The following is a 26,412-nucleotide window of genomic DNA, read 5'->3' as shown; positions in this document are numbered from 1 at the left end:
GAGGGTCGGGAGCCCTCGCTCCGTGCCGACCTGTACCGGACGACGCGTCCGTGCCGGGTGGGGGGGAGTCAGTGGGCGGTTCCCCCGCCGGGCGCGCCGCGCAGAAGGGACCGCTGACGGCGATGCAGATCCGGCTGACCGTCCTCGCGCCGCACGCCGGCCACGGCGCGGGGCGCGCCTGCGACGTGCTCGTCACCGCCCCCGCGGGGACGGAGCTGGCCGCCGTGGCCTCCTCCCTCGCCGCGGCCGTCTCGGGCCCCGACACCTCCTCCTCGGGCACGACCGTGCTCTACGCGGGCGGGGAGCGGCTGGACACCCGGCGCTGCGTGCTCGGCGAGCCGCCGCTGGTCGACGGGGCCGTGCTCTCCCTCCAGGTCCCCGGCCCGGACGACGGCATAGGCGAGGGCGCCCCGGCCCGGCTGCACGTGGTGGCCGGTCCGGACGCCGGCGGCGTGCACCTGCTGCACGGCGGAGCGATCAGAATCGGCCGTTCCGTCGACGCGGACGTGCCGCTCGACGACCCGGACGTCTCGCGGGCCCACTGCACGGTGACGGTCGGCCCCGACGGCCGCGTCACGGTCACGGACCGGGGCTCCACGAACGGGACGACGCTCGACGGCGCCCCGGTCGGCCCGCAGCCCGTCCGCTTCCCGCCGGGCGCGGTGCTGCGCGTGGGCGAGTCCGCGCTGCGCCTGACCGGCGGGCGCGGCACGGAGGGCGCCCGAGGGGCGGACGGGCCCGCGGAGCGCTCCGCCGCCGTGGACGACAGCCTCCCGACCGCCCCGGACGGCGAGGGGCACCTGCGCGTCCGCCGCGAAGGGGCCCCCGGCCCCGTCGACCCGGCCGCCCCGGGGCGGAGCCCGCGCCCCGGGGCGTACGCGCCTGCGTACGGCCCCGGGGCCTCCACGGCCTCCGAGGACGCCACCTACGGCGGCTCCCGAGGCCTCGGGTCCGGCACCGGGTCGGGCCCCGGACCAGACTCCGGACCGGGCCTCACCGCCGGCTCCCCCGGCTCCCCGGGCGACGCCCCGGGCAACGGCCACGCTCGCGCCCAGGAGCTCCCGGAGTCCGAGGGAGAGACCGAGATCGAGGCGCACAGCCGGACCCGCCAGGGCCGCAAGCGCGGGCTCGGCGCCTGGGCCCGGCGGCTCGCGGGCGGCAAGGACGACGCGACCCGCACCGGCGAGTACGGCGTGGCCCCGGTGCCCGCCTTCGCCGAGTCCCGGCCCGGCAGCCTGCCCGGCACCGCCGCGGCGGGCCCCGCGCCCTCGCCCGACAGCTGGCCCGACCCGGCCGCCGTCCTGCTCACCGCCCTCGGCCCCGGCCGGCGGCTGTGGGAGCGGGGCCTCGACCACCCCGAGGCCCTGGTGGTCCGGCTCGGCACGACGGACCGCGCCGAGCTCTCCGGAGTACCCGTCACGGTCGGTCTGCGCGAGGCCGGTTCGCTGGGCCTCGCCGGTCCGGGCGGGCGGCTCGCCGGCCTGGCCCGCTCGGTCGTCGCCCAGCTGGCCGCGCTGCACTCCCCCGGCGACCTGGAGATCGTGCTGATCAGCGCCGACCGGAACCGCCCCCTGGAGGAGCGGCGCCGGGCCTGGGGCTGGCTCGGCTGGCTCCCGCACGTGCGGCCCGGGCACGGCCAGGACTGCCGGCTGCTCCTCGCGTACGACCGCGAGCAGGCGCAGGCGCGGCTGACCGAGCTGACCCGGCGCCTGGACGACGGCCCGCTCGGCGCCGGCTGGCCCAGCGCGGACCGGGCGACGGTCGCCGAGGCGGCCGCGCACCACGAGGGACCGGCGACGGTCGTGATCGTGGACGGCGACCCGGGCTCCGCCGCGCTGCGCGAGACGGCGGCGCGGCTCGCCGGGGCGGGCGCCGCCGCGGGCATCCACCTGCTCTGTCTCGCCGAGGCCCCCTCGGCCTCGCCCGCCTCCCCGGTGGCGGCGACGTACGAGGAGGCGTGCGCCGCCTCCTTCGCGTTCCGCGACTGCGGGGCGGCGGCGCTGCTCAGCGGCGACGTGGCCACGGCGCTGCGGCTGCTGCGGACGGCCGGCGGCCGGGTCGCGGGGCACGGCACGGTCGGCGTCGTGGACGCGGTGTCGGTGGCGTGGGCGGACCGGTTCGGGCGGGCACTGGCCCCCTTGCGCACGGAGACGGCCGCGGGCGCGGGGCAGGGGCGGTCCGCCGCGCTGCCGCCCTCGGCCCGGCTCCTGGACGAGCTGGGCCTGGCCCGGGCCACCCCGGCGTCGCTGATGGCGCGCTGGGCCTCGGCCGCGGACGGCACGGCGGTGCTCGGCGCGGGCCCGCGCGGGCCGGTGGCCGTCGACCTCACGGCGGAGGGCCCGCACCTGCTGATCGAGGGCCCGGCGGGCAGCGGCCGCACGGAGCTGCTGCGCGCCATCGCCGCCTCCCTGGCGGCGGGCGGACGCCCCGACCGGCTGGGGCTGCTGCTGGTCGACGGCGCGGGCGGCGAGCGCGGCGAGGGCCTCGCGGCCTGTACGGAGCTGCCGCACGTCACGGAGCACCTGGTCGCCTCCGACCCGGTGCGGATGCGGGAGTTCGCGCAGGCGCTGGGCGGCGAGCTGAAGCGCCGCGCGGAGCTGCTCGGCGACGCGCACTTCGCGGACCGCCGTTCGGGCCGCCTGATCGGGCAGCGCACGGCGAGCGCCGCCGAGTCCGTCTCCCCGGCGGCCCGCGCCACCGCCCGCGTCCCGGACGCCCGCGCGGGCGCGGCGGACCTGACCGACCGCCCGAGCGGCCGCACCCTGCGCACCGGCGGCGGCGAGCTCGGCGACACCCCGAGCGCCCGCCTGCCCCGCCACGGGACCGGGGAGCTCGGCGACCGCACGAGCGCCCGCACGCCCTACCCGGGGACGAACGACCTCTCCGACCGCGCGAGCACCCGCACCCCCTACCCGGGTACGGGCGAGCTCGGCGACCTCCCCAGTACCCGCACCCACCGCACGGGCGCGGACGCGCACACCCCGCCGCCCGGCTCCGACCTCCTGGGCGACCGCCCGAGCGGCCGCACCCTGCGCACCAGCGGCGGCGAGCTCGGCGACGCCCCGAGCGCCCGCCTGCCCCGCCACGGGACCGGTGACCTCGGCGACCGCACGAGCAGCCGCACCCCGTACCCGTACCCGGACGCGGGAGACCTCGGCGACACCCCGAGCGCCCGCCTGCCCCGGCACGGGAGCGGCGGCCCGGTCGACCCCTCCGGCGGCCGGCCGGCCCGGCCGGGCGCGGGCGACCTGGGCGAGCGGCCCAGCGCCCGTACCCACCGCGTGGGCGCCGACGACCTCACGTACCTCCCCAGCGGGCGCACCGAGCGCACGCGGAGCGACGAGCTCCTGTACGGCGGCGGGGCCGCGGGCTCGCAGCCGCCCGCGGAGGGGGCGGGCTCGCTGCCGCGGCTGGTCGTGCTCGTCGACGACTTCGACGCGCTGGTCGCGCCGGCGCTCGGCGCGCCGGGCCGTCCGGCGGCCGGGTCGGTGGTGCGCGCCCTGGAGGCGGTGGCCCGTCACGGGGCCCGGCTCGGGGTGCATCTGATCGCCGCGTCGGCGCGCCCGGACCGGACGGTGGACACGGAGCTGGCGCACGGCGCGCGGCTGCGGATCGTGCTCGACCCGCCGCCCGCCACGGCCGGCCCCGACGAGCCGCAGCCGGGCCGGGGGCGGCTCGGGCACCCCGACGGCCGGGTGACGCCGTTCCAGACGGGCCGGGTCACCGGGCGCATCCCGCGCACGGCGACCCTGCGGCCGACGGTGGTGCCGCTGGAGTGGGAGCGGATGGGCGATCCGCCGACCCGCCGCCCGGTCCGCGAGCTGGGCAACGGCCCGACCGACCTGGCCCTGCTCGCCAGTGCCCTGGACCGGGCCGCCCGGTCCGTCGAGGCCGCTCCCGTACCCCCGCTGACCTCGCCCACGCACGCCTGACGGCACGTCACGAGCCCATCACGATCCCCCGCTTGCCGCGGAAGGCGGTATTGCGGGGCCCGGGCGCCGGGCGTAGACCTGAGCCCACGGGACCAGGAAACGCGGGAGAGGCGGGGCTCGGATGCGTGGTGGCGGAACTCTTCGGATCGGCGCGGTGACGGCGGTCGCCGTCCTCATGGCGGCGGGCTGCGGAGGCGGCTCCCACACGGACATCGGCCCCTCGCACACCCCGAGCGCCGCCGGGGACGGGCTCTCCTTACCGAACCTGGCGGGCCAGAAGATCGAGGTCGCCGCCGTCTGGACCGGCCCCGAGCAGGAGAACTTCGGCAAGGTCCTGAAGGAGTTCGAGAAGCGCACGGGCGCGACGGTGATCTTCGTGCCGGCGCAGGACCCGATCGTGAACTTCCTCGGCACGAAGATCGCCGGCGGCTCCCCGCCCGACGTGGCGCTGCTGCCGCAGGTCGGCGCGATCCGGCAGGCCGTCGCGCAGAAGTGGCTCAAGCCGCTCGGCCCGGAGGCCAGGGCGCAGCTGGCGAAGAACTACGCGAAGGGCTGGCAGGACCTCGGCGCGGTCGACGGCACCCCGTACGGGGTGTACTTCAAGGCCGCCAACAAGTCCCTGGTCTGGTACAACACCGCCGCCTTCGAGAACGCCGGCGCGAGCGAGCCGAAGACCTGGAAGGAATTCCTCGCCACCGCCGACACGATCTCGGCCTCCGGCGTCACCCCGGTCTCCGTCGGCGGAGCGGACGGCTGGACCCTCACCGACTGGTTCGAGAACGTCTACCTCTCCCAGGCCGGTCCCGAGAAGTACGACCGGCTGGCGAAGCACACCATCCCGTGGACGGACCCGTCCGTGACCCGCGCCCTGACGACGCTCGCCGAACTGTTCGGCAAGCCGGCGCTGCTGGCGGGCGGGACCGACGGCGCGCTGCAGACGGAGTTCCCGGTCTCCGTGACCCAGACCTTCACCGGCGGCGACCGGGCGAAGGCCGCGATGGTCTTCGAGGGCGACTTCTCCGCGGTCAACATCGCGCAGACCGGTGCCGAGATCGGCAAGGACGCGAAGGTCTTCCCCTTCCCGGCCGTCGGCGACGGCGGCACGGCCCCGGTGGTGACCGGCGGCGACGCGGCCGTGGCGCTCAAGGACGGCAGGGCGGCGCAGGCGCTGCTGACCTTCCTGGCCTCGCCCGCGGCGGCGCGGATCTGGGCGGGCGAGGGCGGCTTCCTCTCCCCCAACAAGGGCCTGGACAAGGCCGCGTACCCGAACGACGTGCAGCGGGAGATCGCGGCGGCCCTGATCGGGGCGGGCGACGACTTCCGCTTCGACATGTCGGACCAGATGCCGCAGTCCTTCGGCGGGACGCCCGGCAAGGGCGAGTGGAAGGCGCTCCAGGACTTCCTGAAGAACCCGAAGGACATCGCGGGGACCCAGGCCAGGCTGGAGGCCGAGGCCGCCAAGGCGTACAAGGGCTGACCGATGGCCAACCGGTTCCGCGGGACGGCCGTCGCCGCCGCCTTCCTCCTGCCCGCGCTGGTCCTGCTCGGCGCGCTGGTCGTCTACCCGATCGGGTACTCGGTCCAGCGCTCCTTCCTCGACCGGTCCGGCGAGTCCTTCGCCGGCCTGGACAACTACGTCGCCCTGTTCACCGACGAGTCGATCCGCACCGCCGTCCGCAACAACCTGATCTGGGTGGTCGTGGCCCCGACCGTGGCGACGGCGCTCGGTCTGGTCTTCGCCGTGCTCACCGAACGGGTGCGCTGGGGCACGGCGTTCAAGCTGGTCGTCTTCATGCCGATGGCCATCTCGATGCTCGCCGCCGGGATCATCTTCCGGCTGGTGTACGAGCAGGACCCGGACCGCGGGGTGGCCAACGCGGTCTGGGTGGGCGTGCACGACACCTTCGCCGAGGCCTCGGGCTTCCCGCGGGCCCGCCCGCTGCCGGTGCACCCGCTGGAGGCGGCGGGCGGCGGGGCGTACGTCACCCGGTCCCCGGTGCGCGGCGGAGAGGTCGCCCGGCTGCCGCTGATCGGTGTCGCGCCGGCGCAGATGCCGGAGGGCGCGCGCCCGGCCCGTACCCCGGCGCCCGCCGCCGAGGGGATCGCGGGGGTCGCCTGGCTGGACTTCACCCGGGGCGGCGGCGGGAAGCCCAACGTCGTCGACCCGCGCGAACTCGGGCTCGACGGGCTGCGGATCGAGGCGGTGAAGGGCGGCACCGTCGTCGCGCGCGCCACGGCCGCCGCCGACGGCACGTTCATCCTGCCGCCGGCCGCCGACGGGGCCGTCCTGCGGCTCCCCGCGAGCAACTTCCGCGAGCAGTACGACGGGGTGGAGTGGCTCGGCCCCTCGCTCGTCACACCCGCGATCATCGGCAGTTACGTGTGGATGTGGGCCGGCTTCGCGATGGTGCTGATCGCCGCGGGGCTCGCGGGTCTGCCGCGCGAGCTCCTGGAGGCGGCCCGGGTCGACGGGGCGAACGAGTGGCAGGTGTTCCGCCGGATCACCGTCCCGCTGCTCGCGCCGGTCCTCGCCGTCGTCCTCGTGACCCTGATGATCAACGTGCTGAAGGTCTTCGACCTGGTCTTCATCATCGCGCCGGGCTCGGCGCAGGACGACGCCAACGTGCTGGCGCTCCAGCTGTACCGCTCGTCCTTCGGCACGGACGCCGACCTCGGGGTGGGCTCGGCGATCGCCGTGCTGCTCCTGCTGCTGGTGCTGCCGGTGATGGCGCTCAACATCCGCCGGATGCGCCGCACCCGAAGGGAGACCCGCCGATGAGCCCCCGCCCGGCCCGCCCCCTGGGGTCCCGGCTCGCCGCCCGCGCCGCCGGCGGCGCCGTACGGCTCGTCCTCGTGCTGGTGGCGCTGTTCTGGCTGCTGCCGACGGCGGGGCTGCTCCTCTCCTCGCTGCGCTCCCCCTCCGACATCGCCTCGGGCGGCTGGTGGCAGGTCTTCGCCACGCCCGCGCAGCTGACCACCGAGAACTACCGGCACCTGCTCGCGAACGAGACGATCACCGACTCGCTGCTCTCCACGGTCCTGATCACCGTCCCGGCCACCCTGCTGGTCATCGTGCTCGGCTCGCTCGCCGGATACGCCTTCGCCTGGCTGGACTTCCCCGGCCGGGACTGGTGGTTCCTGGTGGTCGTGGGCCTGCTCGTGGTCCCGGTGCAGGTGGCCCTGGTGCCGGTGTCGAAGCTGTTCGGCACGGTCGGGATCTTCGAGACGACCCTGGGCGTGGTGCTGTTCCACACGGCCTTCGGCCTGCCGTTCGCGATCTTCCTGCTGCGGAACTTCTTCGCGGAGATCCCTCGCGAGCTCCTGGAGGCGGCCCGGCTGGACGGGGCGGGCGAGATCCGCCTGTTCACCCGGGTGGTGCTGCCGCTGGGCGGCCCCGCGGTCGCCTCGCTCGGCATCTTCCAGTTCCTGTGGGTGTGGAACGACATGCTGGTGGCGCTGATCTTCGCGGACGCGCAGTCGCCGCCGATCACGGTCGCGCTCCAGCAGCAGGTACGCCAGTTCGGCAACAACGTCGACGTGCTGGCGCCGGGCGCGTTCGTGTCGATGGTGATCCCGCTGCTGGTCTTCTTCGCCTTCCAGCGGCAGTTCGTGTCCGGGGTGATGGCGGGCGCGGTGAAGTGAGCCCGTCCGGAGCGGAGCCCCCCGACCCCGGACCGGACCCCAGACCCGACCCCGGCCCCGGACTCGCCCCCGGCCCCGGTCTCAGGCGGTGAGCGCCGCCACCGCCGAGCGGGCGAGGTCGTCGAGGTAGCCCTGCGGCGTCTCGGTGCGGACCACGACGAGCCGCCAGTAGAGCGGGCCGACGACCAGGTCCAGGGCCCGGTCCGGGTCGGCGCCCTCGGGCAGTTCGCCGCGGGCGACGGCCTCGCGGACGACCTGGGCGACGACGCCCTGCCGGCCGTCGAGGAGGGCGGCCTTGATGGCCTCGGCGATCTCGGGGTTCCGTACCGCCTCGACGAGCAGGTCCGGGATGACCTGCGAGGCCACCGGGTGGCGCAGGGCGTGCGAGGCGACCTCCAGGAGGGCGCGGACGTCCCCGTGGAGCGAGCCGGTGGCGGGCGCGGGCAGGCCCTGGACGGCGACGGCGCCGACGAGGTCGAGGACCAGGGAGAGCTTGGACTTCCAGCGGCGGTAGACGGCGGTCTTGCCGACCCCGGCGCGGCGGGCGATGCCCTCGATGGACATCCGGGCGAAGCCGACGGCGGCCAGCTCCTCGAAGACGGCGGCGCGGATGGCCTCGGTGACGTCCTCCCGGAGCACGGCGGCTCCCGCGGGGGTGCGGCGAGGGGTCCGGGAAGGTGTCGTCATGCCCAGGATTTTAGCCAGCGATTACCTGGACGTAAACGTCACGACGACACGGTTGCGTTCCGACGTCGGAGCGCCCTACTCTCCCCGTAGCGACGATACGGACCCGTTCCATCGAAGCCGGGAGCGAAGGCACGGGCCGAGCCCAGGGCCGAGGGCCGGGCCGGATCCCGAAAGCCGGGCCGCATCCCGGAAGCCGAGCCGAGAGCGAGGGCGATCCCCGTGACGACGACCACCACCCTCGACAAACCCGGCGGGCCCCCCGCACCGCCCGCGCCCCCCACCTCCGAGGAGCTCCGCGCCCTCGCCCGGCGCCACGGCCTGACCGTGAGCGGCGCCCGCCCCCCGCTCCCCGCGTACGCGCGGCAGCTCTGGGCCCGGCGGCACTTCATCACCGCCTTCGCCACGGCCAAGCTGACCGCGCAGTACAGCCAGGCCCGGCTCGGCCAGGTCTGGCAGGTGATGACCCCGCTGCTCAACGCGGCCGTCTACTACGCGATCTTCGGCGTCCTCATGGACGTCCAGCGGAACATCCCCGACTACGTCCCGTTCCTGATCACGGGCGTCTTCGCATGGACCTTCACCTCACAGACGATCATGACCGGCACGAGGGCCATCAGCGGCAACCTGGGCCTGGTCCGCGCCCTGCACTTCCCGCGCGCGAGCCTGCCCATCGCGCTCGCCCTCCAGCAGCTCCAGCAGCTGGTCTTCTCGCTGGGCGCGCTGGTCGTGATCCTGCTCTGCTTCGGCGAGTTCCCGCGCCCGAGCTGGCTGCTCATGATCCCCGCGCTGCTGCTCCAGACGCTCTTCAGCACCGGGCTCGCCCTGGTGATGGCCCGGCTCGCCTCGCGCACGCCGGACATCGCGCAGCTGATGCCCTTCGTGCTGCGCACCTGGATGTACGCCTCCGGGGTCATGTGGTCGATCCAGCACCTGGCGGGCGGCGGACGCTTCCCGCACGCGGTGGTGCTGGCCCTGCAGTGCAATCCGGCGGCCGTGTACATCGACCTGCTGCGCTTCGCGCTGGTCGAGAGCTTCACGGCCGCCCAGCTCCCGCCGCACGTCTGGGCGGTGGCGGCCGGCTGGGCGCTGCTCGCCTTCGCCGGCGGGTTCGTCTACTTCTGGAAGGCGGAGGAGACCTATGGCCGCGGCTGAGCCCTCACAGCACCTCCGGCACGAGGGCGAACCCACCGTCATCGCCGACGGCGTCCACGTCACGTACACCGAGCGCGGCGGCGCCGGGCGCAAGCCGCACACCGTCCACGCCGTCAAGGGCGTGAGCTTCGCCGCGTACCGGGGCGAGGCGATCGGCCTGATCGGCTCGAACGGCTCGGGCAAGTCGACCCTCCTCAAGGCCGTCGCGGGCCTGCTGCCCACCAGCGCGGGCCGGATCTACACCCGCGGCCACCCCGCGCTGCTCGGGGTCAACGCGGCCCTGATGGCCGACCTCACCGGCGAGCGGAACGTCATCCTGGGCGGCCTCGCGATGGGCATGAGCCGCAAGGAGATCGGCGAACGCTACGCGGACATCGTCGAGTTCTCCGGCATCGACGACAAGGGCGACTTCGCGTCGCTGCCGATGCGCACGTACTCCTCCGGCATGGGCGCCCGGCTCCGCTTCTCCATCGCCGCCGCGCGCAGCCACGACGTGCTGCTCATCGACGAGGCCCTGGCCACCGGCGACGCGCCGTTCCGCCGCCGCAGCCAGCGCCGGATCGACGAACTGCGCGCCGAGGCGGGCACCGTCTTCCTGGTCAGCCACTCGAACTCCACCATCACCGAGACCTGCGACCGGGCGCTGTGGCTGGAGGCGGGCAGCCTGCGGATGGACGGCCCGGCGGACGAGGTCGTCGCGGCGTACGACGACTTCACCGCGTTCACCAGTACGGGCCCCAAGACGCGGAAGAATGAGGACAAACCTGGCTAAAGTTCTGAGGGATGACCACCGACCCGCCGCCCCAGCCCGGTGCGCCCGGCACGGCCCGCACGGAGTCCGCGCCGCCCGCACTCACCCGCTCCCCCTTCGAGTCGGAGACCTTCACCTCCGCCACCTTCGTGACCGTCGGCCTCGGCCCGCGGCTCGCCCTCGCCGCGCTCTGGGTGCTCACCCGTGCCGGGATGCTCTACCTGCTCCACCGCGACGACTTCGGCATCGGCGGCGTCGCCAGCGAGGTGCACGTCCTCTACCGGCACTGGTACGGCCTCTTCGCCCAGGGCACCTTCCCGCCCGACGACGCCACCTGGCAGTACCCGCCCGGCGCGGGCCTGGTCATCATGTCCCCCGGGATCTTCCCCTGGCTGACCTACTTCCAGGGCTTCGTCCTGCTCACCCTCCTCGCCGACGCGGCCGTCACCGTGGCCCTGGCGCACGCCGACAGCGCCCGCCTCACCCACGGCGCCTGGTTCTGGGTGCTCGGCCTCCCCCTGCTCCTGCACATCCCGCTCGCCCGCTACGACGTGCAGACCACCGCCCTCGCGGTCCTCGCGCTGCTCGCCCTCGGGTCCCGCTCCACCGCCGCCCACCGCGTCGGCGGGGCCCTCGCCGGGCTCGGCGCCCTGGTCAAGGTCTGGCCCGCCCTCACCCTGATCGGCACCCCGCGCGGCCGCACCACCCGTGAGGCCTGGACCGCCGCCGCCGTCACCGCCGCGGTCCTGCTGGCCACCCTGACCCTGCTCTTCTCCGACGCGCTGGGCTTCCTGCGCCAGCAGGGCAACCGGGGCGTCCAGATCGAGTCGCTGGGCGGCACGGGCCTCGCGCTGGCCAGGGCGACCGGGCTGTGGCCGGGCTCGGTCCAGTTCCGCTACGGCGCCTACGAGTACGTCGGCCCCTACGTCTCCACCGTCGGCCACGTCGCCCTGCTGCTGACCGTCGCCGCCTTCGGCTGGCTGCTGCTGTGGCGGATGCGCGCCCGCACCTGGACCGCGGCCACCCCGCTCGACGCCGCCTTCGCCGCGGTGCTGCTCTTCACCGTGACCAGCCGGGTGATCAGCCCCCAGTACATGGTCTGGCTGCTCGGCCTGGCCGCCGTCTGCCTGACCTCACGCAGCACGGTCATGCGGCCGGTCGCCTTCCTGATGCTCCCGGCCGCCGCGCTGAGCTCCCTCGCGTACCCCGTCCTGTACGTGGACGTCGCCGCCGGCACCTGGCCCGGCATCACCGTGATGGCGCTCCGCAACGGCCTGCTGCTCGCGGCGGCGGCCGTGGCCGCCCGGCGGCTGTGGACCGGCTCGGTGAGCGTCCCGGCCTGACCGTCGCGCGGAGGCGCGAAGGGGGGTCACCCCCGCGCGGAGAAGCGAGAGGGGGCGCCCCCGCCGGTCCGTGGCCGGCGGGGGCGCCCCCTTCCTCGCGCGCTCCGACTAGCTGTGCGTACGGAGCAGGGTGCGCATCGTCCGCATGGCGACCGACAGGTTCGCCAGGTCGAAGCCCTCCGAGCCCTGGATCTCCTCCAGGGTGGTGCGCGCCCGGCCGAGGATCGCCGCGTTCTCGTCCTCCCAGGCCTTGAACCGCTCCTCCGGCGTGGCGGTGCCGTCCCCGGCCGCCAGGACGTCGGACGTGAGCCCGGCGTGCGCGGCGAACAGGTCCTCGCGGATGGAGGCGCGGGCCATCGACTGCCAGCGGTCGCTGCGCGGCAGCTCGATGATCCGGTCCATCAGGTCGGTGATCTTCAGCCGGTCGGCCAGGTCGTAGTAGACCTCGGCGACCGCCAGCGGGTCCTTGCCGGTGCGGTCCGCGATCGCGACGATGTCGAGCGTCGGGAAGGCGGAGGAGAACCCGGCCACGCGCAGCGCCAGCTCCTCCGGGACGCCGACCTCGGTCAGCTCGGCCAGGATCGACTCGTACCACTCCAGGTCCGCGCCGCGCAGCAGCTGCGGCAGCTTCTCCCAGACCTGGCCGACCCGCTCCGAGAAGAACTCGATGGTCTCGCCGATCTGGAGCGGCTGCGGCCGGTTGTTGAGCAGCCAGCGCGTGCCGCGCTCGACCAGGCGGCGGGAGTGCAGGCGCATCCGGGTCTGGAACTCGGCCGGCACCTTGTTGTCGAGCGCCTCGACGGCGTCCCAGACCTCGCCCAGGCGGAAGATCGCGCGGGCCGCGGTCTGCGCCCGGACGATCTCCTCGATCGACGCGCCGGACTCCTCGCGGAGGCGGTGCAGGAAGGTCGAGCCACCGGTGTTGACGGTGTCGTTGACCAGGACCGTGGTGATGATCTCGCGGCGCAGGGCGTGGTTGTCGACGGCCTCGGTGAACTTCTCGCGCAGCAGCGTCGGGAAGTACGCGTGGAGCAGCCCGCGCAGGTACGGGTCGTCCGGCAGCTCCGTACCGATCAGCTCGTCGGCCACCGTGATCTTGGTGTACGCGAGGAGGACGGCGAGCTCCGGCTGGGACAGGCCCTTGCCGCTGTTGAGCAGCTCGCGGATCTGGCGGTCGTTGGGCAGGAACTCCAGCGAGCGGTCCAGGGCCCCGTCGCGGCCCAGGCGGCGCATGAAGCGCTGGGCGGCGTGGAGCAGGGACGGCGACTGGGCGACCGCGTTGGCCAGGGCGGTGTTCTGCGCGTAGTTGTTGCGCAGGACGAGCGCGCCGACCTCGTCGGTCATCTCGGCGAGGATCTTGTTGCGCTGCTTGACGGTCATGTCGCCCTCGGCGACGAGCCCGTTGAGCAGGATCTTGATGTTGACCTCGTGGTCGGAGGTGTCGACGCCGGCGCTGTTGTCGATGGCGTCGGTGTTCACCTTGCCGCCGGTGCCCTCGGGGCCGCCGGAGCGGGCGAACTCGATGCGGCCCAGCTGGGTCGCGCCGAGGTTGCCGCCCTCGCCGATGACCTTGGCGCGGACGTCCTGGCCGTCGACGCGGATGGCGTCGTTGGCCTTGTCGCCGACCTCGGCGTTGGTCTCGGCCGAGGACTTCACGTACGTGCCGATGCCGCCGTTCCACAGCAGGTCGACCGGGGCGTGCAGGACGGCCTTCATCAGCTCGGCCGGGGTCATCTTGGTGACCCCGTCCTCGATGCCGAGGGCGGCCCGGACGTGCGCGTTGACCGGGATCGACTTGGCGGTACGCGGGTGGATGCCGCCGCCCGCGGACAGCAGCGAGGCGTCGTAGTCGGCCCAGGACGAGCGGGGCAGGTCGAACAGGCGGCGGCGCTCGGCGTACGAGGTGGCCGCGTCCGGGTTCGGGTCGATGAAGATGTGCCGGTGGTCGAAGGCCGCGACGAGGCGGATGTGCTCGGAGAGCAGCATGCCGTTGCCGAAGACGTCGCCGGACATGTCGCCGACGCCGACGACGGTGAAGTCCTCGGTCTGGGTGTCGTGGCCCAGCTCGCGGAAGTGGCGCTTGACCGACTCCCAGGCACCGCGGGCGGTGATGCCCATGCCCTTGTGGTCGTAGCCGGCCGAGCCGCCGGAGGCGAAGGCGTCGCCCAGCCAGAAGCCGTAGGACTCGGCGACCCCGTTGGCGATGTCGGAGAAGGTCGCGGTGCCCTTGTCGGCGGCGACGACCAGGTAGGTGTCGTCCTCGTCGTGGCGGACCACGCCGACCGGGGGCACGACCTCGCCGGCGACCAGGTTGTCGGTGATGTCGAGCAGCGCCGAGATGAAGGTCTTGTACGAGGCGATGCCCTCGGCCAGCCAGGCGTCGCGGTCCACCGACGGGTCCGGGAGCTGCTTGGCGACGAAGCCGCCCTTGGCGCCGACCGGCACGATGACGGTGTTCTTCACCATCTGCGCCTTGACCAGGCCGAGGATCTCGGTACGGAAGTCCTCGCGGCGGTCGGACCAGCGCAGACCGCCTCGGGCGACCTTGCCGAAGCGCAGGTGGACGCCCTCGACGCGCGGCGAGTAGACCCAGATCTCGAAGGCCGGGCGCGGGGCCGGCAGGTCGGGGATGGCCTGCGGGTCGAACTTCATCGACACGTAGGAGTGCGGCCGGCCCTCGGCGTCCCGCTGGAAGAAGTTGGTCCGCAGCGTCGCCTTGATGACGGTGAGGAAGGAACGCAGGATGCGGTCCTCGTCGAGGGAGGCGACCTGGTCCAGGGCGCCGTCCAGCTCCTCCAGGAGGCCGTCGATCAGCTCGGTGCCGGCGCGCTGGCGCTCCGGCGCCATGCGCGCCTCGAAGAGGTTGACCAGCAGCCGGGTGGTGTGGACGTTGTTGCGGAGGGTGTCCTCCATGTAGTCCTGGCTGAAGGTCGAACCGGCCTGGCGCAGGTACTTCGCGTAGGCGCGCAGCACCATCGCCTCGCGCCAGTTCAGCCCGGCGGACAGGACGAGCGAGTTGAAGTTGTCGTTCTCGGCCGCGCCGGTCCAGGTGGCCGCGAAGGCCTCCTGGAAGCGCTCGCGGGCGTCCTCGCCGATGTAGTCGCCGCCGTTGCCCGTGGGCGTGGGCATCCGCAGACCGAAGTCGTAGATCCAGGCGTGGGCGCGGTCGGCGCAGCGCAGCTCGTACGGACGCTCGTCGGTGACCTCGACGCCGAGCCGGTTGAGGACCGGCAGCACGGCGGAGAGGGAGATCGGGTCGCCGGTCTTGTAGATCTTGAAGCGGCGCTCGCCGGCTCCGGAGGCGACGGGCTCGTACAGGGAGAGCGCGAAGTCCTTGTCGCTGTCGGCCAGGGCCTCCAGGTGGACCAGGTCGGACACGGCGGCGCGCGGCGAGTGGTCGGCCTTGTAGCCCTCGGGGAAGGCGTTGCCGTAGCGGCGGAGCAGCTCGGCGGCGCGCTCCTCGCCCAGCTCGGCGTTGAGCGCCTCGCCGAAGCCGTCGGCCCAGGAGCGGGCGGCGTCGGCGAGCCGGGCCTCGATGCGGTCGACGTCGGTCTCGGTGAGCTTGGCCAGCTCGGTGCCGGGCTCGACCCGGATGACGAAGTGCAGACGGGAGAGGATCGACTCGGTGTTCCAGGCCGTGAAGTCGACGCTGGCGCCCTGCAGCTCCTCCTTCAGGATGTCGATGATCCGCAGTCGGACGCGGGTGGTGTAGCGGTCCCGCGGCAGGTAGACGAGGGCCGAGTAGTAGCGGCCGTACTCGTCCTGGCGCAGGTAGAGCCGCAGCCGGCGCCGCTCCTGCAGGTACAGGACGCTGGTGACGATGGAGCGGAGCTCGTCGGCCGGGGTCTGGAAGAGCTCGTCGCGCGGGTAGGTCTCCAGGATCTGGAGCAGGTCGCGCCCGTCGTGGCTGCTCGGCGAGAAGCCGGCGCCCTCCAGGACCTCCTGGACCTTGCGCTTGACGACCGGGACGCGGCGCACGGACTCGGTGTACGCGGCCGAGGAGAAGAGGCCGAGGAAGCGGCGCTCGCCGATGACGTTGCCGTCGGCGTCGAACTTCTTCACGCCGACGTAGTCGAGGTACGAGGGGCGGTGCACGGTCGCGCGGCTGTTGGCCTTCGTCAGGACCAGCAGCTTGTGCTCGCGCGCCTTGGCGCGGGCGTCGGCGGGCAGCCGGCTGAAGGACGGCGAGACCGGGTGTGCGTGGGGGTCGTCCCCGCTGTGGTGCGGGTCGGCGCGCAGGATGCCGAGGCCGGTGCCGGGGACGGCGGACAGGGCGTCCCCGTTGACCAGCTCGTACTCGCGGTAGCCCAGGAAGGTGAAGTGGTCGTCCGAGAGCCAGCGCAGCAGCTCGCGGGCCTCCTCGACCTCGGTGGGCCGCAGGTCGGCGGGGGTGGGCTCCTCGGGCAGGGTGTCGGCGATGCGCAGCGCGGCGTCGCGCATCTTCTCCCAGTCCTCGACGGTCTCGCGGACGTCGGACAGGACGCGCAGCAGGTCGGCGGTGATCTGCTTGAGGTCGGCCTTGTCGGTCTCGCGGTCGATCTCGACGTGGATCCAGGACTCGACGAGCGCGTCGTGCGGCAGGCCGCCCTTGGGCTGCTCGGTGACGACCTCGATGAGCTTGCCGGCCACGTCGCGGCGGACGAGGACCTGCGGGTGGATCACGACGTGGATGCCGCGGCCCTGGCGGGACAGCTCGTTGGTCACGGAGTCCACGAGGAACGGCATGTCGTCGGTGACCACCTCGACGACGGAGTGGCTGCAGGTCCAGCCGTTCTCCTCCACCGTCGGCGTGTGGACGCGGACGCTCGCGGTGCCCTGCGGACGGTTCTCCGCGAGGCGGTAGTGCGAGAGCGCGGCGCCGAAGACGTCGTCGGGCTCGCGGTCCGTGAGGTCTTCCGGCGCGGTGTGCAGGTAGTAGCGCTGGAGGTAGTCGAGCACGGTGCCGCGGTCCGGACGCTTTCCGTTCTCCGGCCCTGTCGGAAGTCGCCCCCCGACCGGGCTGTTCTCAGCTACCCGGGCGGCCCGATCGAGCAGCTCGGCCTTGGCTTCGTCCAGCTTGGTCTGCATGTCCTCTGACTCCTGTCGCGCGCCGTTGCGTGACGTCGGTGGAAGAAAGGACACAACGCCACGACGCGGTGGTACCGGTCGGAGTCGACGTTATGCCGCGATGAGAGATGTCCGGGTGCATATCGGCCATGGTGGCCTTCGCGCCCGGACGGAAGGGATCGGCGAACGCGCCATCGACCCGGTCGCTGTGGCGAACCGGGCGGAAGCCGGGGGCTGCACTGCCCCCTCGGCGTATCGCGCTGATCACGGGAAAAGCCTATCGCTGTTGCCCCCCGGACCGTCATGGTCCTTATGTGTACAAAACCAGGGGGGGAAGTTTGACACTGTGGACAGCGACGAATGGTTACCCGGGGCATACCGACCGACGAGCGCTCTTGGGGAGACGCAGTGGCGAAGATCTTGATCGTGACCGGGGACGCGGCGGAGTCGCTGGAGGTGATGTACCCGTACCAGCGCCTCCTGGAGGAGGGGTACGAGGTCCACATCGCGGCGCCCGCCCGCAAGCAGCTCCGCTTCGTGGTCCACGACTTCGAGCCCGGCTACGACACGTACACCGAGAAGCCGGGCTACACCTGGCCCGCCGACCTGGCCTTCTCCGAGGTCGACCCGGGTGAGTACCTGGCCGTGGTCATCCCGGGCGGCCGCGCCCCGGAGTACCTGCGCAACGACCCGGAGCTCCGCAAGATCCTGAAGTCCTTCTTCGACGCGGACAAGCCGGTGGCCCAGATCTGCCACGGCCCCCTCCTGACGGCCGCGACCGGCAGTCTGGAGGGCCGCCGCGTGACCGCGTACCCGGCCCTGGAGCTCGACATGCAGGCGGCGGGCGCCACCTTCCAGGACTCGGCCGCGGTCGTCGACGGCACCCTCGTCTCCTCCCGGGCCTGGCCGGACCACCCGAGCTGGATGCGGGAGTTCCTGAAGGTCCTGCGGGACACGAAGGCGTAGCACCCGGGGGTCTGTGGGCCCTCGTTCCGCCAGGGCCGGGGGTCCTCCGGACGAAGTCCGGGGGAGATTGCGCACAGACCCCCACCGGGCCGCACCCGGCAGCGCACTCGGCCCCTAGACGAGCTCCTCCGCCACCGCCACCGCCTCCGCGAGCGAGTCGACGACCGGCACCCCGACCCGCTCCAGCGAAGCCCGACTGTGCGACCCCCCGGTGTAGAGCACGGCCCGCGCCCCCACGTGCAGCGCCGCCACCCCGTCGTCCGCCGCGTCCCCGATGACGACGACCCGCTCCGCCGGCACCTCCAGCGCCGCCAGGTGCCGGACCATGTGCCCCGACTTGCCCTCGGTGGACCGGTCGACCCGCCCGTCGACCCGCAGGAACCGCTCCGCGATCCCGTGCCGCCGCACCAGCGGTATCAGCTCCTCGTGCGGCGCGAGCGACAGCAGCGACTGCGTGAACCCGGACGCCTGCCGCGCCGCGAGCAGCTCCGCGGCGCCCGCGGTGAGCCCGCAGCCCTCGGCCCGCTGCCAGTAGTGCCGATGGAAGGCGCCGTCCATGACCAGCCACTCGTCATCGGTGGGCAGCCGCCCCATCAGCCGCTCGTAGAACTTCGGCACCGGCACCGTGTACAGCTCGCGGTACCGCTCCAGAGTGATCGGCTCGAGCCCCAGCTCGGCGAAGGCCGCGTTGGTCGCGCCGATCACCGCGCCGGTGTCGTCGAGCAGTGTGCCGTTCCAGTCCCAGACCAGGTGCTTCCCGTGCTTCCCCATGGAGGCACGGTACCGGTCGGCCCTGGTGCGCCGACTCAGCCCAGCAGGCCCGGGATCTCCTGCACCCCGTACCAGAGCAGCTCGTGGTCCTCGGCGCCGTCCACGACGAACTGGGCGTCGTCGTCGCCCTGGTCCGCCGCCCCGAGCGCGTCCGCCGCGGCCGAGACGTCCGCGTGGGCGTCGTCGGCGTCGGCGTGCACGGCCGCGGCCTTGGCCAGCGGTACGGTCCCGGCGATCCGGACCTCGCCGAGCGCACTCGCGTCGAGCCCGCGGTCGGGGTCCACGGCCGCGTCCTTGTCGGCCACGTCCACCGCGACCACGATCCGGCGCCGGGCGGCCTCGGGGTCACCGGCGAGCAGTCGCAGCGAGGCGGCGGCGGCGCGGTTGAGGGCCGCGTACTCCAGCTCCTCGATGTCGTCGGAGACGTACCACTCGCGCAGCGCGGGGGTGACGGCATAGGCGGTGAGCGGCCCGGGACCGAGCTCGCCCGCCTTGTGCGCCTGTGCGAGACCGGGGAGGGTCAGGGGGACGTAGACGCGCATGGCTGGCCGCTTTCGTAGTCGGAGACGCCCTCAGGATACGTGCGGAGTCCCCCTTCGGGGCCCCCGACCCAGCCCCTCGCCCCGTCACCCCCGGGAGCCGCGCCCCCGGGCCCCCGTGGGCCCCAGGAACCCCTCCGTCACCCTGATAGGTGAACCCCGCCGCGCCCTCGCGCACGGGTCCGCGCCCCTTGCCCGGGCGACCGCCGCCCCCGTACAAGATCCCCAACGGAAGTTACCGACTGGTACCGGTCGGTGACCGAACGCGACGAACGGGGACCGTCATGACCACGCACACGCCCACCCGCCCGGCCCGCTCCCCCCGCGGCCCCGGGGGCCCCTCGGGCCCCGCCGGCTCCAGGGGGCCCTCGGGCCCCGCCGGCACCGGCCCCCGCGGCCGCGCGGGCGTCGGCCCGCGCCGGATGCCGCCCCCGCACGTCCTCTTCGCCGAGAAGCTGCTCGCCGTGCTCAGCGGCGAGCGCCCGGTCCACTGGATGCTCGGCCACACCATCGGCGAGGCGTACGAACAGCTCGTCCGGCTCGCCCCGGAGACCCCGCTGCGCTCCTGCGGGCCCCGCCCGGTGCTGCGCCACTGCTCGGCCCGGCCCCCGGGCCCGGACGCCGTCGAGGCCTGCGCGACCATCGCGACCGGCGAGCGCGTCCGGGCCATGGCCTTCCGCCTGGAACGCGGCCGGGACCGCCGCTGGCGCTGCGCGGCGGTGGAGCTGGACGGCCTGCCCGCCTAGGGCGTGCTTTCCGGATCGGGCAGGCCCGCCGGCGAAGACGCGGAGGGGCCGGTCACCGCACCCGGTGACCGGCCCCTCCGTACAGCCCTGCCGCTTACTTCTTGCGGCGGCGTCCGCCCGCGTTCTTCTGCGCCTTGCGGCGCTCCGCGCGGGTCAGCCCGTCGCCCGCGGCCTCGCCGCCGTCGGAGGCGAAGTCGCCCTCGACGACCGAGCCGTCACCGTCGACCTTCGGCGCGGAGAAGTGCAGCCGGTCCGGGCGCTGCGGCGCGTCCAGGCCCTTGGCGCGGATCTCCGGGCGGCCGGCGCCCGCCGCGACGGCGCCCTTCTCCAGGGACGGCGCGTCCTGCACCGGGACCTCCTCGACCTGCTGCTCGACCTGGACCTCCAGGTTGAACAGGTAGCCGACGGACTCCTCCTTGATGCCCTCCATCATCGCGGAGAACATGTCGAAGCCCTCGCGCTGGTACTCGACCAGCGGGTCCTTCTGGGCCATCGCCCGCAGGCCGATGCCCTCCTGCAGGTAGTCCATCTCGTAGAGGTGCTCGCGCCACTTGCGGTCGAGCACCGAGAGGACCACGCGGCGCTCCAGCTCGCGCATGATCTCCGAGCCGAGCTGGGCCTCGCGGGACTCGTACTGCTCGTGGATGTCGTCCTTGACGGACTCGGCGATGAACTCGGCGGTGATGCCCGCCCGGTCCCCGGCCGCGTCCTCCAGCTCCTCGACCGTGACCTTGGCCGGGTAGAGCTGCTTGAAGGCGTTCCACAGCCGGTCCAGGTCCCACTCCTCGGCGAAGCCGTCGGCGGTCTCCTGGCGGATGTAGTCGTCGATCGTGTCGTCCATGAAGTGGCCGACCTGCTCCTTGAGGTCCTCGCCCTCCAGGACGCGGCGGCGCTCGCCGTAGATGACCTCGCGCTGGCGGTTGAGCACCTCGTCGTACTTCAGGACGTTCTTGCGCGTCTCGAAGTTCTGGCTCTCGACCTGGCCCTGCGCGGAGGCGATGGCCCGGGTGACCATCTTGTTCTCGATCGGCACGTCGTCCGGCACGTTCGCCATCGCCATGACGCGCTCGACCATGGCGGCCTTGAAGAGGCGCATCAGGTCGTCGCCGAGCGACAGGTAGAAGCGGGACTCGCCCGGGTCGCCCTGACGGCCGGAACGGCCGCGGAGCTGGTTGTCGATGCGGCGGGACTCGTGGCGCTCGGTGCCCAGGACGTACAGGCCGCCGAGCTCCTTGACCTCCTCGAACTCCGCCTTCACGGCCTTCTCGGCACGCTCCAGGGCGCCCGGAAGGGCCGCGGCCCACTCCTCGACGTGCTCGACCGGGTCCAGGCCGGACTGGCGCAGCTCGGCCTCGGCGAGGTCGTCCGGGTTGCCGCCGAGCTTGATGTCCGTACCACGGCCGGCCATGTTGGTGGCGACGGTGACGGCGCCCTTGCGGCCGGCCTGCGCGACGATCGCGGCCTCGCGCTCGTGGTGCTTGGCGTTCAGCACCTCGTGCTGGATGCCGCGCTTGCTGAGCTGCTGCGACAGGTACTCGGACTTCTCGACCGAGGTGGTGCCGACGAGGACCGGCTGGCCCTTCTCGTACTTGTCGGCGATGTCGTCGACGACGGCGGCGAACTTGGCGACCTCGGTCCGGTAGATCAGGTCCGGCTGGTCCTTGCGCTGCATGGGCTTGTTCGTCGGGATCGGGACGACGCCCAGCTTGTAGATCTGGTGGAACTCGGCCGCCTCGGTCATGGCCGTACCGGTCATGCCGGAGAGCTTGTCGTAGAGGCGGAAGAAGTTCTGGAGGGTGATCGTGGCGAGCGTCTGGTTCTCGTCCTTGATGTCCACCCCCTCCTTCGCCTCGATCGCCTGGTGCATGCCCTCGTTGTAGCGGCGGCCGGCGAGGATACGGCCGGTGTGCTCGTCGACGATCATGACCTCGCCGTCGATGACGACGTAGTCCTTGTCCTTCTTGAACAGTTCCTTCGCCTTGATGGCGTTGTTCAGGTACCCCACGAGCGGGGTGTTCACCGACTCGTAGAGGTTGTCGATGCCCAGCCAGTCCTCGACCTTGGCGACGCCGGCCTCGTGGATGGCCACGGTGCGCTTCTTCTCGTCGACCTCGTAGTCGCCGGTCTCCTCGATGCCCTTCAGCGGGTTGCCGGGCTCGCCCTTGACCAGGCGGGTGACCAGCTTCGCGAAGTCGCCGTACCACTTGGTGGCCTGGTCGGCCGGGCCGGAGATGATCAGCGGCGTACGGGCCTCGTCGACGAGGATCGAGTCGACCTCGTCGACACAGGCGTAGTTGTGGCCGCGCTGGACGAGCTCGTCCTGGGACCACGCCATGTTGTCGCGCAGGTAGTCGAAGCCGAACTCGTTGTTCGTGCCGTACGTGATGTCCGCGGCGTACTGCTGGCGGCGCTGGGCCGGGGTCATGTTGGCCAGGATGCAGCCGACCTCGAGACCGAGGAACTTGTGGACCCGGCCCATCATCTCCGAGTCGCGCTCGGCCAGGTAGTCGTTCACCGTGATCAGGTGGACGCCCTTGCCGGAGAGCGCGTTCAGATACGCCGGGAGGGTACCGACGAGGGTCTTGCCCTCACCGGTCTTCATCTCGGCCACGTAGCCGAGGTGGAGGGCCGCGCCGCCCATGATCTGGACGTCGTAGTGGCGCTGGCCCAGGACGCGCTTGGCGGCCTCACGGACCGTGGCGAACGCCTCGGGGAGCAGGTCGTCGAGGGACTCACCGTCGGTGTAGCGCTGCTTGTACTCATCGGTGAGCGCCCGCAACTCGGCGTCGGAGAGGTTGACGAAGTCCTCTTCGATGGAGTTGACCTGGTCCGCGATGCGGTGCAGTTTGCGCAGGATCTTGCCTTCGCCTGCACGCATGAGCTTGTTGAAGACGGACACTGAGGCTGGTCTCCTTGCCGGTCGGGCCTGGCACTGGGTCTTGTCATGACTCGGGCGCGGGCACGGCAGGTGGTCCCCACCGCAACGGCCATCGTAAGCGAGACCGCCCTCGCGGAGGGAGGCCCGCTGTGCCGGGAGCCCTGCTCCCGCCCGTGAGGCCTCTCTCAAGAGAGAACGCACGAGGCCGCCGGAAGGTGCCGCCCGCTACCGAAAAGTGTTCGCATCGGCCCGGGCGGGTCACCACAATTCCGTCATGGAGCCCATCACTCTGACCACGGACCGGCTGCGTCTTCGCCTCTTCACCCCCGAGGACGTCGAGGCGGTCCACGCCGCTTGTCAGGACCCCGACATCCAGCGCTGGACGACCGTCCCCTCCCCGTACACCCGCCGGGACGCCGAGTTCTTCGTCCACCGCATGGTGCCGGAGGGCTGGAGCAGCGACCGGGAGTACGCGTTCGCCGTCGAGCCGGTGCAGGGCGGGCCGCTGCTCGCCGCGATCGGCCTGACGGCCCGCGGGGAGGGGGTCAGCGAGGTCGGCTTCTGGCTGGCCAAGGAGCACCGGGGGCGCGGCTACATGACGGAGGCCGCCGGCGCCGTCGCCCACTGGGCCTTCACCGCGCTCGACTGCCACCGCCTGCTGTGGCGCGCCGAGGTCGGCAACACCGGCTCCCGCGCGGTGGCCGAACGGGCCGGCTTCGTCCTGGAGGGCGTCGAGCGGGCGGGTCTGGTCAACAAGGGCACGGTCCGCGACTCCTGGATCGGCTCCCTGCTCCCCTCCGACCTGGGCCTCCCGGCCAGGCTGCCGTACCTGCCGCACGGGGGGTGACGACGGCCGCGGGCCGGTCCCGGGGGCGGTGAGGGCGGGCGCGGGCCCGGTGGCGGCGAGGGCGGGCTCGGGCCCGGTGGCGGGCCGCGGGCCGGTCCCGGGGTGTTGTCAGTGCCGCCCTCTAGGGTGCGGATCATGACGACCGCCCCGCGCCCCGCCGCCGAACTGTCCGCCGACGAAGCCCGCCGGATCGCCCTGCGGGCCCAGGGGTTCCTCGGCGCCCCCGACCGCCGGGGCGGGGTGCGGGGCGTGCTGCGCCACCTCGGGCAGGTCCAGCTGGACACCATCTCCGTGCTGGCCCGCTCGCACGAGCTGATCCCGTACGCGCGCCTGGGCGCGGTCGGCCGACCCGCGGTCGAGGAGGCGTACTGGACCGAGGGCCACGCCTTCGAGTACTGGTCGCACGCCGCGTGCATCCTGCCCGTCGAGGAGTGGCCGCTCTTCGCCTTCCGCCGCCGCGCCTACCGCGACCGCCCGCACTGGGGCCACGAGCTGTCCGACGGGGCGTACGACGCGGTGATCCGGCAGTTGCGCGACGAGGGCCCGCGGACGGCGACCGAGCTCGGCGGCGCGAAGAACAAGGGCGAGTGGTGGGACTGGTCCGACTCGAAGATCGCCGTCGAGCGGGCGCTGATGTACGGCGAGGTGGTGGTCACCGAGCGGCGCGGTTGGAAGCGGGTCTACGACCTGGCCGAGCGGGCCGTGCCCCAGGCGCTGCTCCACGACGACCTGGACGACACCGAGTGCCTGCGCCGTCTCGTACGGCAGGCCGGCGAGGCGCTGGGCGTCGGCACCCGCGCGGACATCGCCGACTACCACCGGATCAAGGGCGAGGCCTTCGACGCGGTGGTGGCGGACTCGGGGCTGGTGCCGGTGACGGTGGCGGGCTGGGGGAAGCCGGCCTGGGCGGACCCGGCGGCGCTCGCGAGCGAGCCGCGCGGACGGCACCGGACGACGCTGCTGTCGCCCTTCGACTCGCTGATCTGGGAGCGGGCCCGCACCGAGCGCATCTTCGGCTTCACGCACCGCCTGGAGGCGTACGTGCCGAAGCAGAAGCGGGTGTACGGGTACTTCGCCATGCCGGTCCTGTCCGGCGGCCGTCTGGTCGGCCGGGTGGACCCGGCGCGGGAGGGCCGGACGCTGGTGGCCCGGCAGGTGTCGCTGGACGGCCCGAAGGCGGTCCCCGCGGTGGCGCGGGCACTGCGCGAGGCGGCCGAGTGGGTGGGCTGCGACGCGGTGGCGGTGGAGCGCGTGGACTCTCCGGAACTCGCCGCAGAGCTCGTCAAGTCGCTCGGCTGAGGACCGGGCTCAGGACTGGGCTCAGGACCGGGCGGTGGGCGGAGGGCCGGGGGCCGGGGGCCTCAGCGGATCTCGAGGATCTTCTCCCGCATCGCGTAGACCACGGCCTCCATCCGGGAGTGCAGCTGGAGCTTCTCCAGGATGTTCCGCACGTGGTTCTTGACGGTGTTCTCGGAGATGAACAACTCCTTGGCGATGTCCCGGTTGTTCATACCGGTCGCGACCAGCTTGAGGACCTCCAGCTCGCGGTCGGTCAGCCGGGGCGCGGGCACCAGTCGGCGCTCGTCGGTGCGCTGGATCATCGACTTGAACTCGGTGAGCAGCTTCGAGGCCATCGAGGGGCTGATCTGCGACTGGCCGTCGGCGACCGCGCGGATCGCGGTCGCGACCTCGTCGGTGGAGATCTCCTTCAGGAGGTAGCCGGTCGCGCCCGCCTTGATGGCGTCGTAGAGGTCGGCCTCCTCGTCGCTGATCGTCAGCATGATGATCTTCGCGCTGGGGGCGACCTCCTTGATCGAGGTGCACGCCTCGATCCCGCCGCGCTTGGGCATCCGCACGTCCATCAGCACGATGTCGGGCAGCAGATCGGCCGCTTTGTCGACGGCCTCCGCCCCGTCCCCGGCCTCTCCGACGACCTGGATGTCCTCCTCCTGCGCGAGGACGATCTCCAGACCGCGCCGGAAAAGGGCGTGGTCGTCCACGACGAGGACCCGGATCGGCTCGTCGCGTGACGCGCCGATGGCCGGATCCGATGCCTCCGGGTTCACCGTGCCGAGGGACTCTCGCCCGCTGTGCACCGGCCCGAAGCTGTCCGCCATCGTTCCTCCCCCTGAAGGCCGTGGCCTGAAGTCGTGTACTGAATCGCTTTCGGTCCTCCAACCGCTGCTCGGGGAGCACCGGTTGGCGTGCACACCATGCTTTCATGCCTCGGCGGCCTCGCGGTGAACGCGTGGTCGCACGCGGTCGCATTCCGTCGCTTCCGGTCGCACAGGGGTGCCCCTGGGAGCGCGGGGGGCGCTCCAGGGGCACCAGGTCGGATCCGCGACCGCGGCTCGGTCGCGAGGGTGTACTCGGGCGGCCGGGTCAGCCGCCGAGCGCACCGCCCGCGCCACCGAGGTCCTCACCCGCGAGGGGGTCGCTCTCCAGGTGGATGACGCCGTAGTCGTAGGCGTGCCGCCGGTAGACGACACTGGGCTGCTTCGTGTCGGAGTCGACGAAGAGGTAGAAGTCGTGCCCGACCAGCTCCATCTCGTAGAGCGCCTGGTCGAGCGTCATGGGGGCGGCCTTGTGGGTCTTCTCGCGGACCACCAGCGGTCCTTCGCCCTGGACCTCGATCGAACCCATCATCGTGGTGGGAACGGTGCCGGTCTCCTCCGGCACCACCTGGCCGGCGCCGTTCAGCGACGCCACGCCCGGCACCACGTCGGCGACCTCCGCCGCCGAAAGCCTGCCGTTGCCACGGCGGGTGAACCTCTTGTCGTGCTGCTTGCGCAGTCGGGCCTCGAGCTTGTCGCTGGCGAGGTCGAGCGCTGCGTACGGGTCGCCTGCCGCCGCTTCCGCCCGGATCACCGGGCCTCGGGAGTGGAGGGTGATCTCCACGCGGTCGGACCGGTCGGCCTGCCGCGGGTTGTGCTCCTTGGACACCTCGACGTCGAGGCTGATCACCTTGCCGTCGAGCTTCTGGATCTTCTCCAGCTTCAGCTTCTCGGCCACGTGCTTACGGAACCGCTCGGGCACCTCGGTCTTGCGGCCCTTGACGACGATGTCCACGCAGAACTCCGTTCCCGGATCGCTCCCTACGGCTCCTAGGCCG

General features: G+C 73.1%; 18 protein-coding genes. 11 read left to right on the top strand and 7 right to left on the bottom strand.

The window, feature by feature from the left end; all coding sequences use genetic code 11:
- Nucleotides 1-122 precede the first annotated feature (122 nt).
- From ABD981_RS24725 to ABD981_RS24710, 4 genes are all read left to right on the top strand, one after another.
- Complete coding sequence (locus ABD981_RS24725) at nt 123-3,932, top strand: FtsK/SpoIIIE domain-containing protein (protein ID WP_046910806.1); 3,810 nt, start codon at nt 123-125, stop codon at nt 3,930-3,932.
- Between the two features lie 121 nt (nt 3,933-4,053).
- Nucleotides 4,054-5,409: an ABC transporter substrate-binding protein gene (locus ABD981_RS24720; protein WP_046910792.1), complete on the top strand. Its 1,356-nt coding sequence runs from the start codon at nt 4,054-4,056 to the stop codon at nt 5,407-5,409.
- 3 nt (nt 5,410-5,412) lie between these two features.
- Nucleotides 5,413-6,711 (top strand): carbohydrate ABC transporter permease, encoded by a 1,299-nt coding sequence (locus tag ABD981_RS24715; RefSeq protein ID WP_046910791.1) that lies wholly within the window; start codon nt 5,413-5,415, stop codon nt 6,709-6,711.
- Nucleotides 6,708-7,574: a carbohydrate ABC transporter permease gene (locus tag ABD981_RS24710; RefSeq protein ID WP_046910790.1), complete on the top strand. Its 867-nt coding sequence runs from the start codon at nt 6,708-6,710 to the stop codon at nt 7,572-7,574. Before ABD981_RS24715 ends, ABD981_RS24710 begins: the two co-directional genes overlap by 4 nt.
- 81 nt (nt 7,575-7,655) lie before the next feature.
- Here the strand turns inward: ABD981_RS24710 and ABD981_RS24705 are convergent, their stop codons facing one another.
- Nucleotides 7,656-8,261 (bottom strand): TetR/AcrR family transcriptional regulator, encoded by a 606-nt coding sequence (locus ABD981_RS24705; protein ID WP_123955007.1) that lies wholly within the window; start codon nt 8,259-8,261, stop codon nt 7,656-7,658.
- A 219-nt stretch (nt 8,262-8,480) separates the two neighbouring features.
- Between ABD981_RS24705 and ABD981_RS24700 the strand changes: the two genes are divergently transcribed.
- Genes ABD981_RS24700 through ABD981_RS24690 form a run of 3 tightly spaced genes read left to right on the top strand, consistent with a single transcriptional unit; the run spans nt 8,481 to nt 11,507 of the window.
- Nucleotides 8,481-9,413 (top strand): ABC transporter permease, encoded by a 933-nt coding sequence (locus tag ABD981_RS24700; RefSeq protein ID WP_046910788.1) that lies wholly within the window; start codon nt 8,481-8,483, stop codon nt 9,411-9,413.
- Entirely contained in the window at nt 9,400-10,185 is a 786-nt protein-coding gene (locus ABD981_RS24695) for an ABC transporter ATP-binding protein (RefSeq protein ID WP_046910787.1), read from the top strand. The genes ABD981_RS24700 and ABD981_RS24695 overlap by 14 nt, the downstream gene beginning before the upstream one ends.
- Nucleotides 10,186-10,196: 11 nt before the next feature.
- Nucleotides 10,197-11,507, top strand: coding sequence for a glycosyltransferase 87 family protein (locus tag ABD981_RS24690; protein ID WP_123955006.1), 1,311 nt, complete (start codon nt 10,197-10,199; stop codon nt 11,505-11,507).
- A gap of 108 nt (nt 11,508-11,615) precedes the next feature.
- Here the strand turns inward: ABD981_RS24690 and ABD981_RS24685 are convergent, their stop codons facing one another.
- Nucleotides 11,616-16,574: an NAD-glutamate dehydrogenase gene (locus tag ABD981_RS24685; RefSeq protein ID WP_046910786.1), complete on the bottom strand. Its 4,959-nt coding sequence runs from the start codon at nt 16,572-16,574 to the stop codon at nt 11,616-11,618.
- A 387-nt stretch (nt 16,575-16,961) separates the two neighbouring features.
- Here ABD981_RS24685 and ABD981_RS24680 point away from each other — a divergent pair, with 387 nt between their 5' ends.
- Nucleotides 16,962-17,519, top strand: a complete 558-nt coding sequence (locus ABD981_RS24680) for a DJ-1/PfpI family protein (RefSeq protein ID WP_276205607.1) — start codon at nt 16,962-16,964, stop codon at nt 17,517-17,519.
- Nucleotides 17,520-17,633: 114 nt separating this feature from the next.
- Here the strand turns inward: ABD981_RS24680 and ABD981_RS24675 are convergent, their stop codons facing one another.
- Complete coding sequence (locus ABD981_RS24675) at nt 17,634-18,290, bottom strand: HAD family hydrolase (protein ID WP_046910784.1); 657 nt, start codon at nt 18,288-18,290, stop codon at nt 17,634-17,636.
- Nucleotides 18,291-18,325: 35 nt separating this feature from the next.
- A complete protein-coding gene (locus ABD981_RS24670; RefSeq protein WP_046910783.1) occupies nt 18,326-18,832 on the bottom strand; it encodes a DUF6912 family protein in 507 nt (168 codons plus the stop codon).
- Between the two features lie 281 nt (nt 18,833-19,113).
- On the opposite strand from ABD981_RS24670, the gene ABD981_RS24665 reads away from it, so the two are divergent.
- A complete protein-coding gene (locus tag ABD981_RS24665) occupies nt 19,114-19,575 on the top strand; it encodes an Rv3235 family protein (protein WP_382748326.1) in 462 nt (153 codons plus the stop codon).
- A 94-nt stretch (nt 19,576-19,669) separates the two neighbouring features.
- Here ABD981_RS24665 and secA read toward each other — a convergent pair whose 3' ends face one another.
- Entirely contained in the window at nt 19,670-22,474 is a 2,805-nt protein-coding gene (gene secA / locus ABD981_RS24660) for a preprotein translocase subunit SecA (RefSeq protein ID WP_046910782.1), read from the bottom strand.
- 253 nt (nt 22,475-22,727) lie between these two features.
- On the opposite strand from secA, the gene ABD981_RS24655 reads away from it, so the two are divergent.
- Complete coding sequence (locus tag ABD981_RS24655) at nt 22,728-23,300, top strand: GNAT family N-acetyltransferase (protein WP_046910803.1); 573 nt, start codon at nt 22,728-22,730, stop codon at nt 23,298-23,300.
- A gap of 135 nt (nt 23,301-23,435) precedes the next feature.
- On the top strand, nt 23,436-24,599 hold the full coding sequence (locus tag ABD981_RS24650; protein ID WP_046910781.1) for a winged helix-turn-helix domain-containing protein: 1,164 nt from the start codon (nt 23,436-23,438) through the stop codon (nt 24,597-24,599).
- A 62-nt stretch (nt 24,600-24,661) separates the two neighbouring features.
- Here ABD981_RS24650 and ABD981_RS24645 read toward each other — a convergent pair whose 3' ends face one another.
- Both ABD981_RS24645 and hpf read right to left on the bottom strand, forming a co-directional pair.
- Nucleotides 24,662-25,417, bottom strand: a complete 756-nt coding sequence (locus tag ABD981_RS24645; protein ID WP_046910780.1) for a response regulator — start codon at nt 25,415-25,417, stop codon at nt 24,662-24,664.
- 265 nt (nt 25,418-25,682) lie between these two features.
- Complete coding sequence (gene hpf, locus ABD981_RS24640; protein ID WP_046910779.1) at nt 25,683-26,369, bottom strand: ribosome hibernation-promoting factor, HPF/YfiA family; 687 nt, start codon at nt 26,367-26,369, stop codon at nt 25,683-25,685.
- Nucleotides 26,370-26,412 lie beyond the last annotated feature (43 nt).

The sequence above is a fragment of the Streptomyces showdoensis genome, from assembly GCF_039535475.1.
Taxonomy (GTDB): domain Bacteria; phylum Actinomycetota; class Actinomycetes; order Streptomycetales; family Streptomycetaceae; genus Streptomyces; species Streptomyces showdoensis.
Note: the sequence above shows the minus strand (reverse complement) of the source record. Positions and strands in the feature narration are given on the sequence as shown.

What these genes read in the sequence shown, in the direction of transcription:
- ABD981_RS24725 (WP_046910806.1), top strand. Translation starts at nt 123, where the DNA reads ATGCAGATCCGGCTGACCGTCCTCGCGCCGCACGCCGGCCACGGCGCG.
- ABD981_RS24710 (WP_046910790.1), top strand. Translation starts at nt 6,708, where the DNA reads ATGAGCCCCCGCCCGGCCCGCCCCCTGGGGTCCCGGCTCGCCGCCCGC.
- ABD981_RS24665 (WP_382748326.1), top strand. Translation starts at nt 19,114, where the DNA reads ATGACCACGCACACGCCCACCCGCCCGGCCCGCTCCCCCCGCGGCCCC.
- ABD981_RS24705 (WP_123955007.1), bottom strand. Translation starts at nt 8,261, where the DNA reads ATGACGACACCTTCCCGGACCCCTCGCCGCACCCCCGCGGGAGCCGCC.
- ABD981_RS24655 (WP_046910803.1), top strand. Translation starts at nt 22,728, where the DNA reads ATGGAGCCCATCACTCTGACCACGGACCGGCTGCGTCTTCGCCTCTTC.
- ABD981_RS24695 (WP_046910787.1), top strand. Translation starts at nt 9,400, where the DNA reads ATGGCCGCGGCTGAGCCCTCACAGCACCTCCGGCACGAGGGCGAACCC.
- ABD981_RS24675 (WP_046910784.1), bottom strand. Translation starts at nt 18,290, where the DNA reads ATGGGGAAGCACGGGAAGCACCTGGTCTGGGACTGGAACGGCACACTG.
- ABD981_RS24720 (WP_046910792.1), top strand. Translation starts at nt 4,054, where the DNA reads ATGCGTGGTGGCGGAACTCTTCGGATCGGCGCGGTGACGGCGGTCGCC.
- ABD981_RS24670 (WP_046910783.1), bottom strand. Translation starts at nt 18,832, where the DNA reads ATGCGCGTCTACGTCCCCCTGACCCTCCCCGGTCTCGCACAGGCGCAC.
- ABD981_RS24650 (WP_046910781.1), top strand. Translation starts at nt 23,436, where the DNA reads ATGACGACCGCCCCGCGCCCCGCCGCCGAACTGTCCGCCGACGAAGCC.
- ABD981_RS24690 (WP_123955006.1), top strand. Translation starts at nt 10,197, where the DNA reads ATGACCACCGACCCGCCGCCCCAGCCCGGTGCGCCCGGCACGGCCCGC.
- ABD981_RS24715 (WP_046910791.1), top strand. Translation starts at nt 5,413, where the DNA reads ATGGCCAACCGGTTCCGCGGGACGGCCGTCGCCGCCGCCTTCCTCCTG.
- ABD981_RS24645 (WP_046910780.1), bottom strand. Translation starts at nt 25,417, where the DNA reads ATGGCGGACAGCTTCGGGCCGGTGCACAGCGGGCGAGAGTCCCTCGGC.
- ABD981_RS24685 (WP_046910786.1), bottom strand. Translation starts at nt 16,574, where the DNA reads ATGCAGACCAAGCTGGACGAAGCCAAGGCCGAGCTGCTCGATCGGGCC.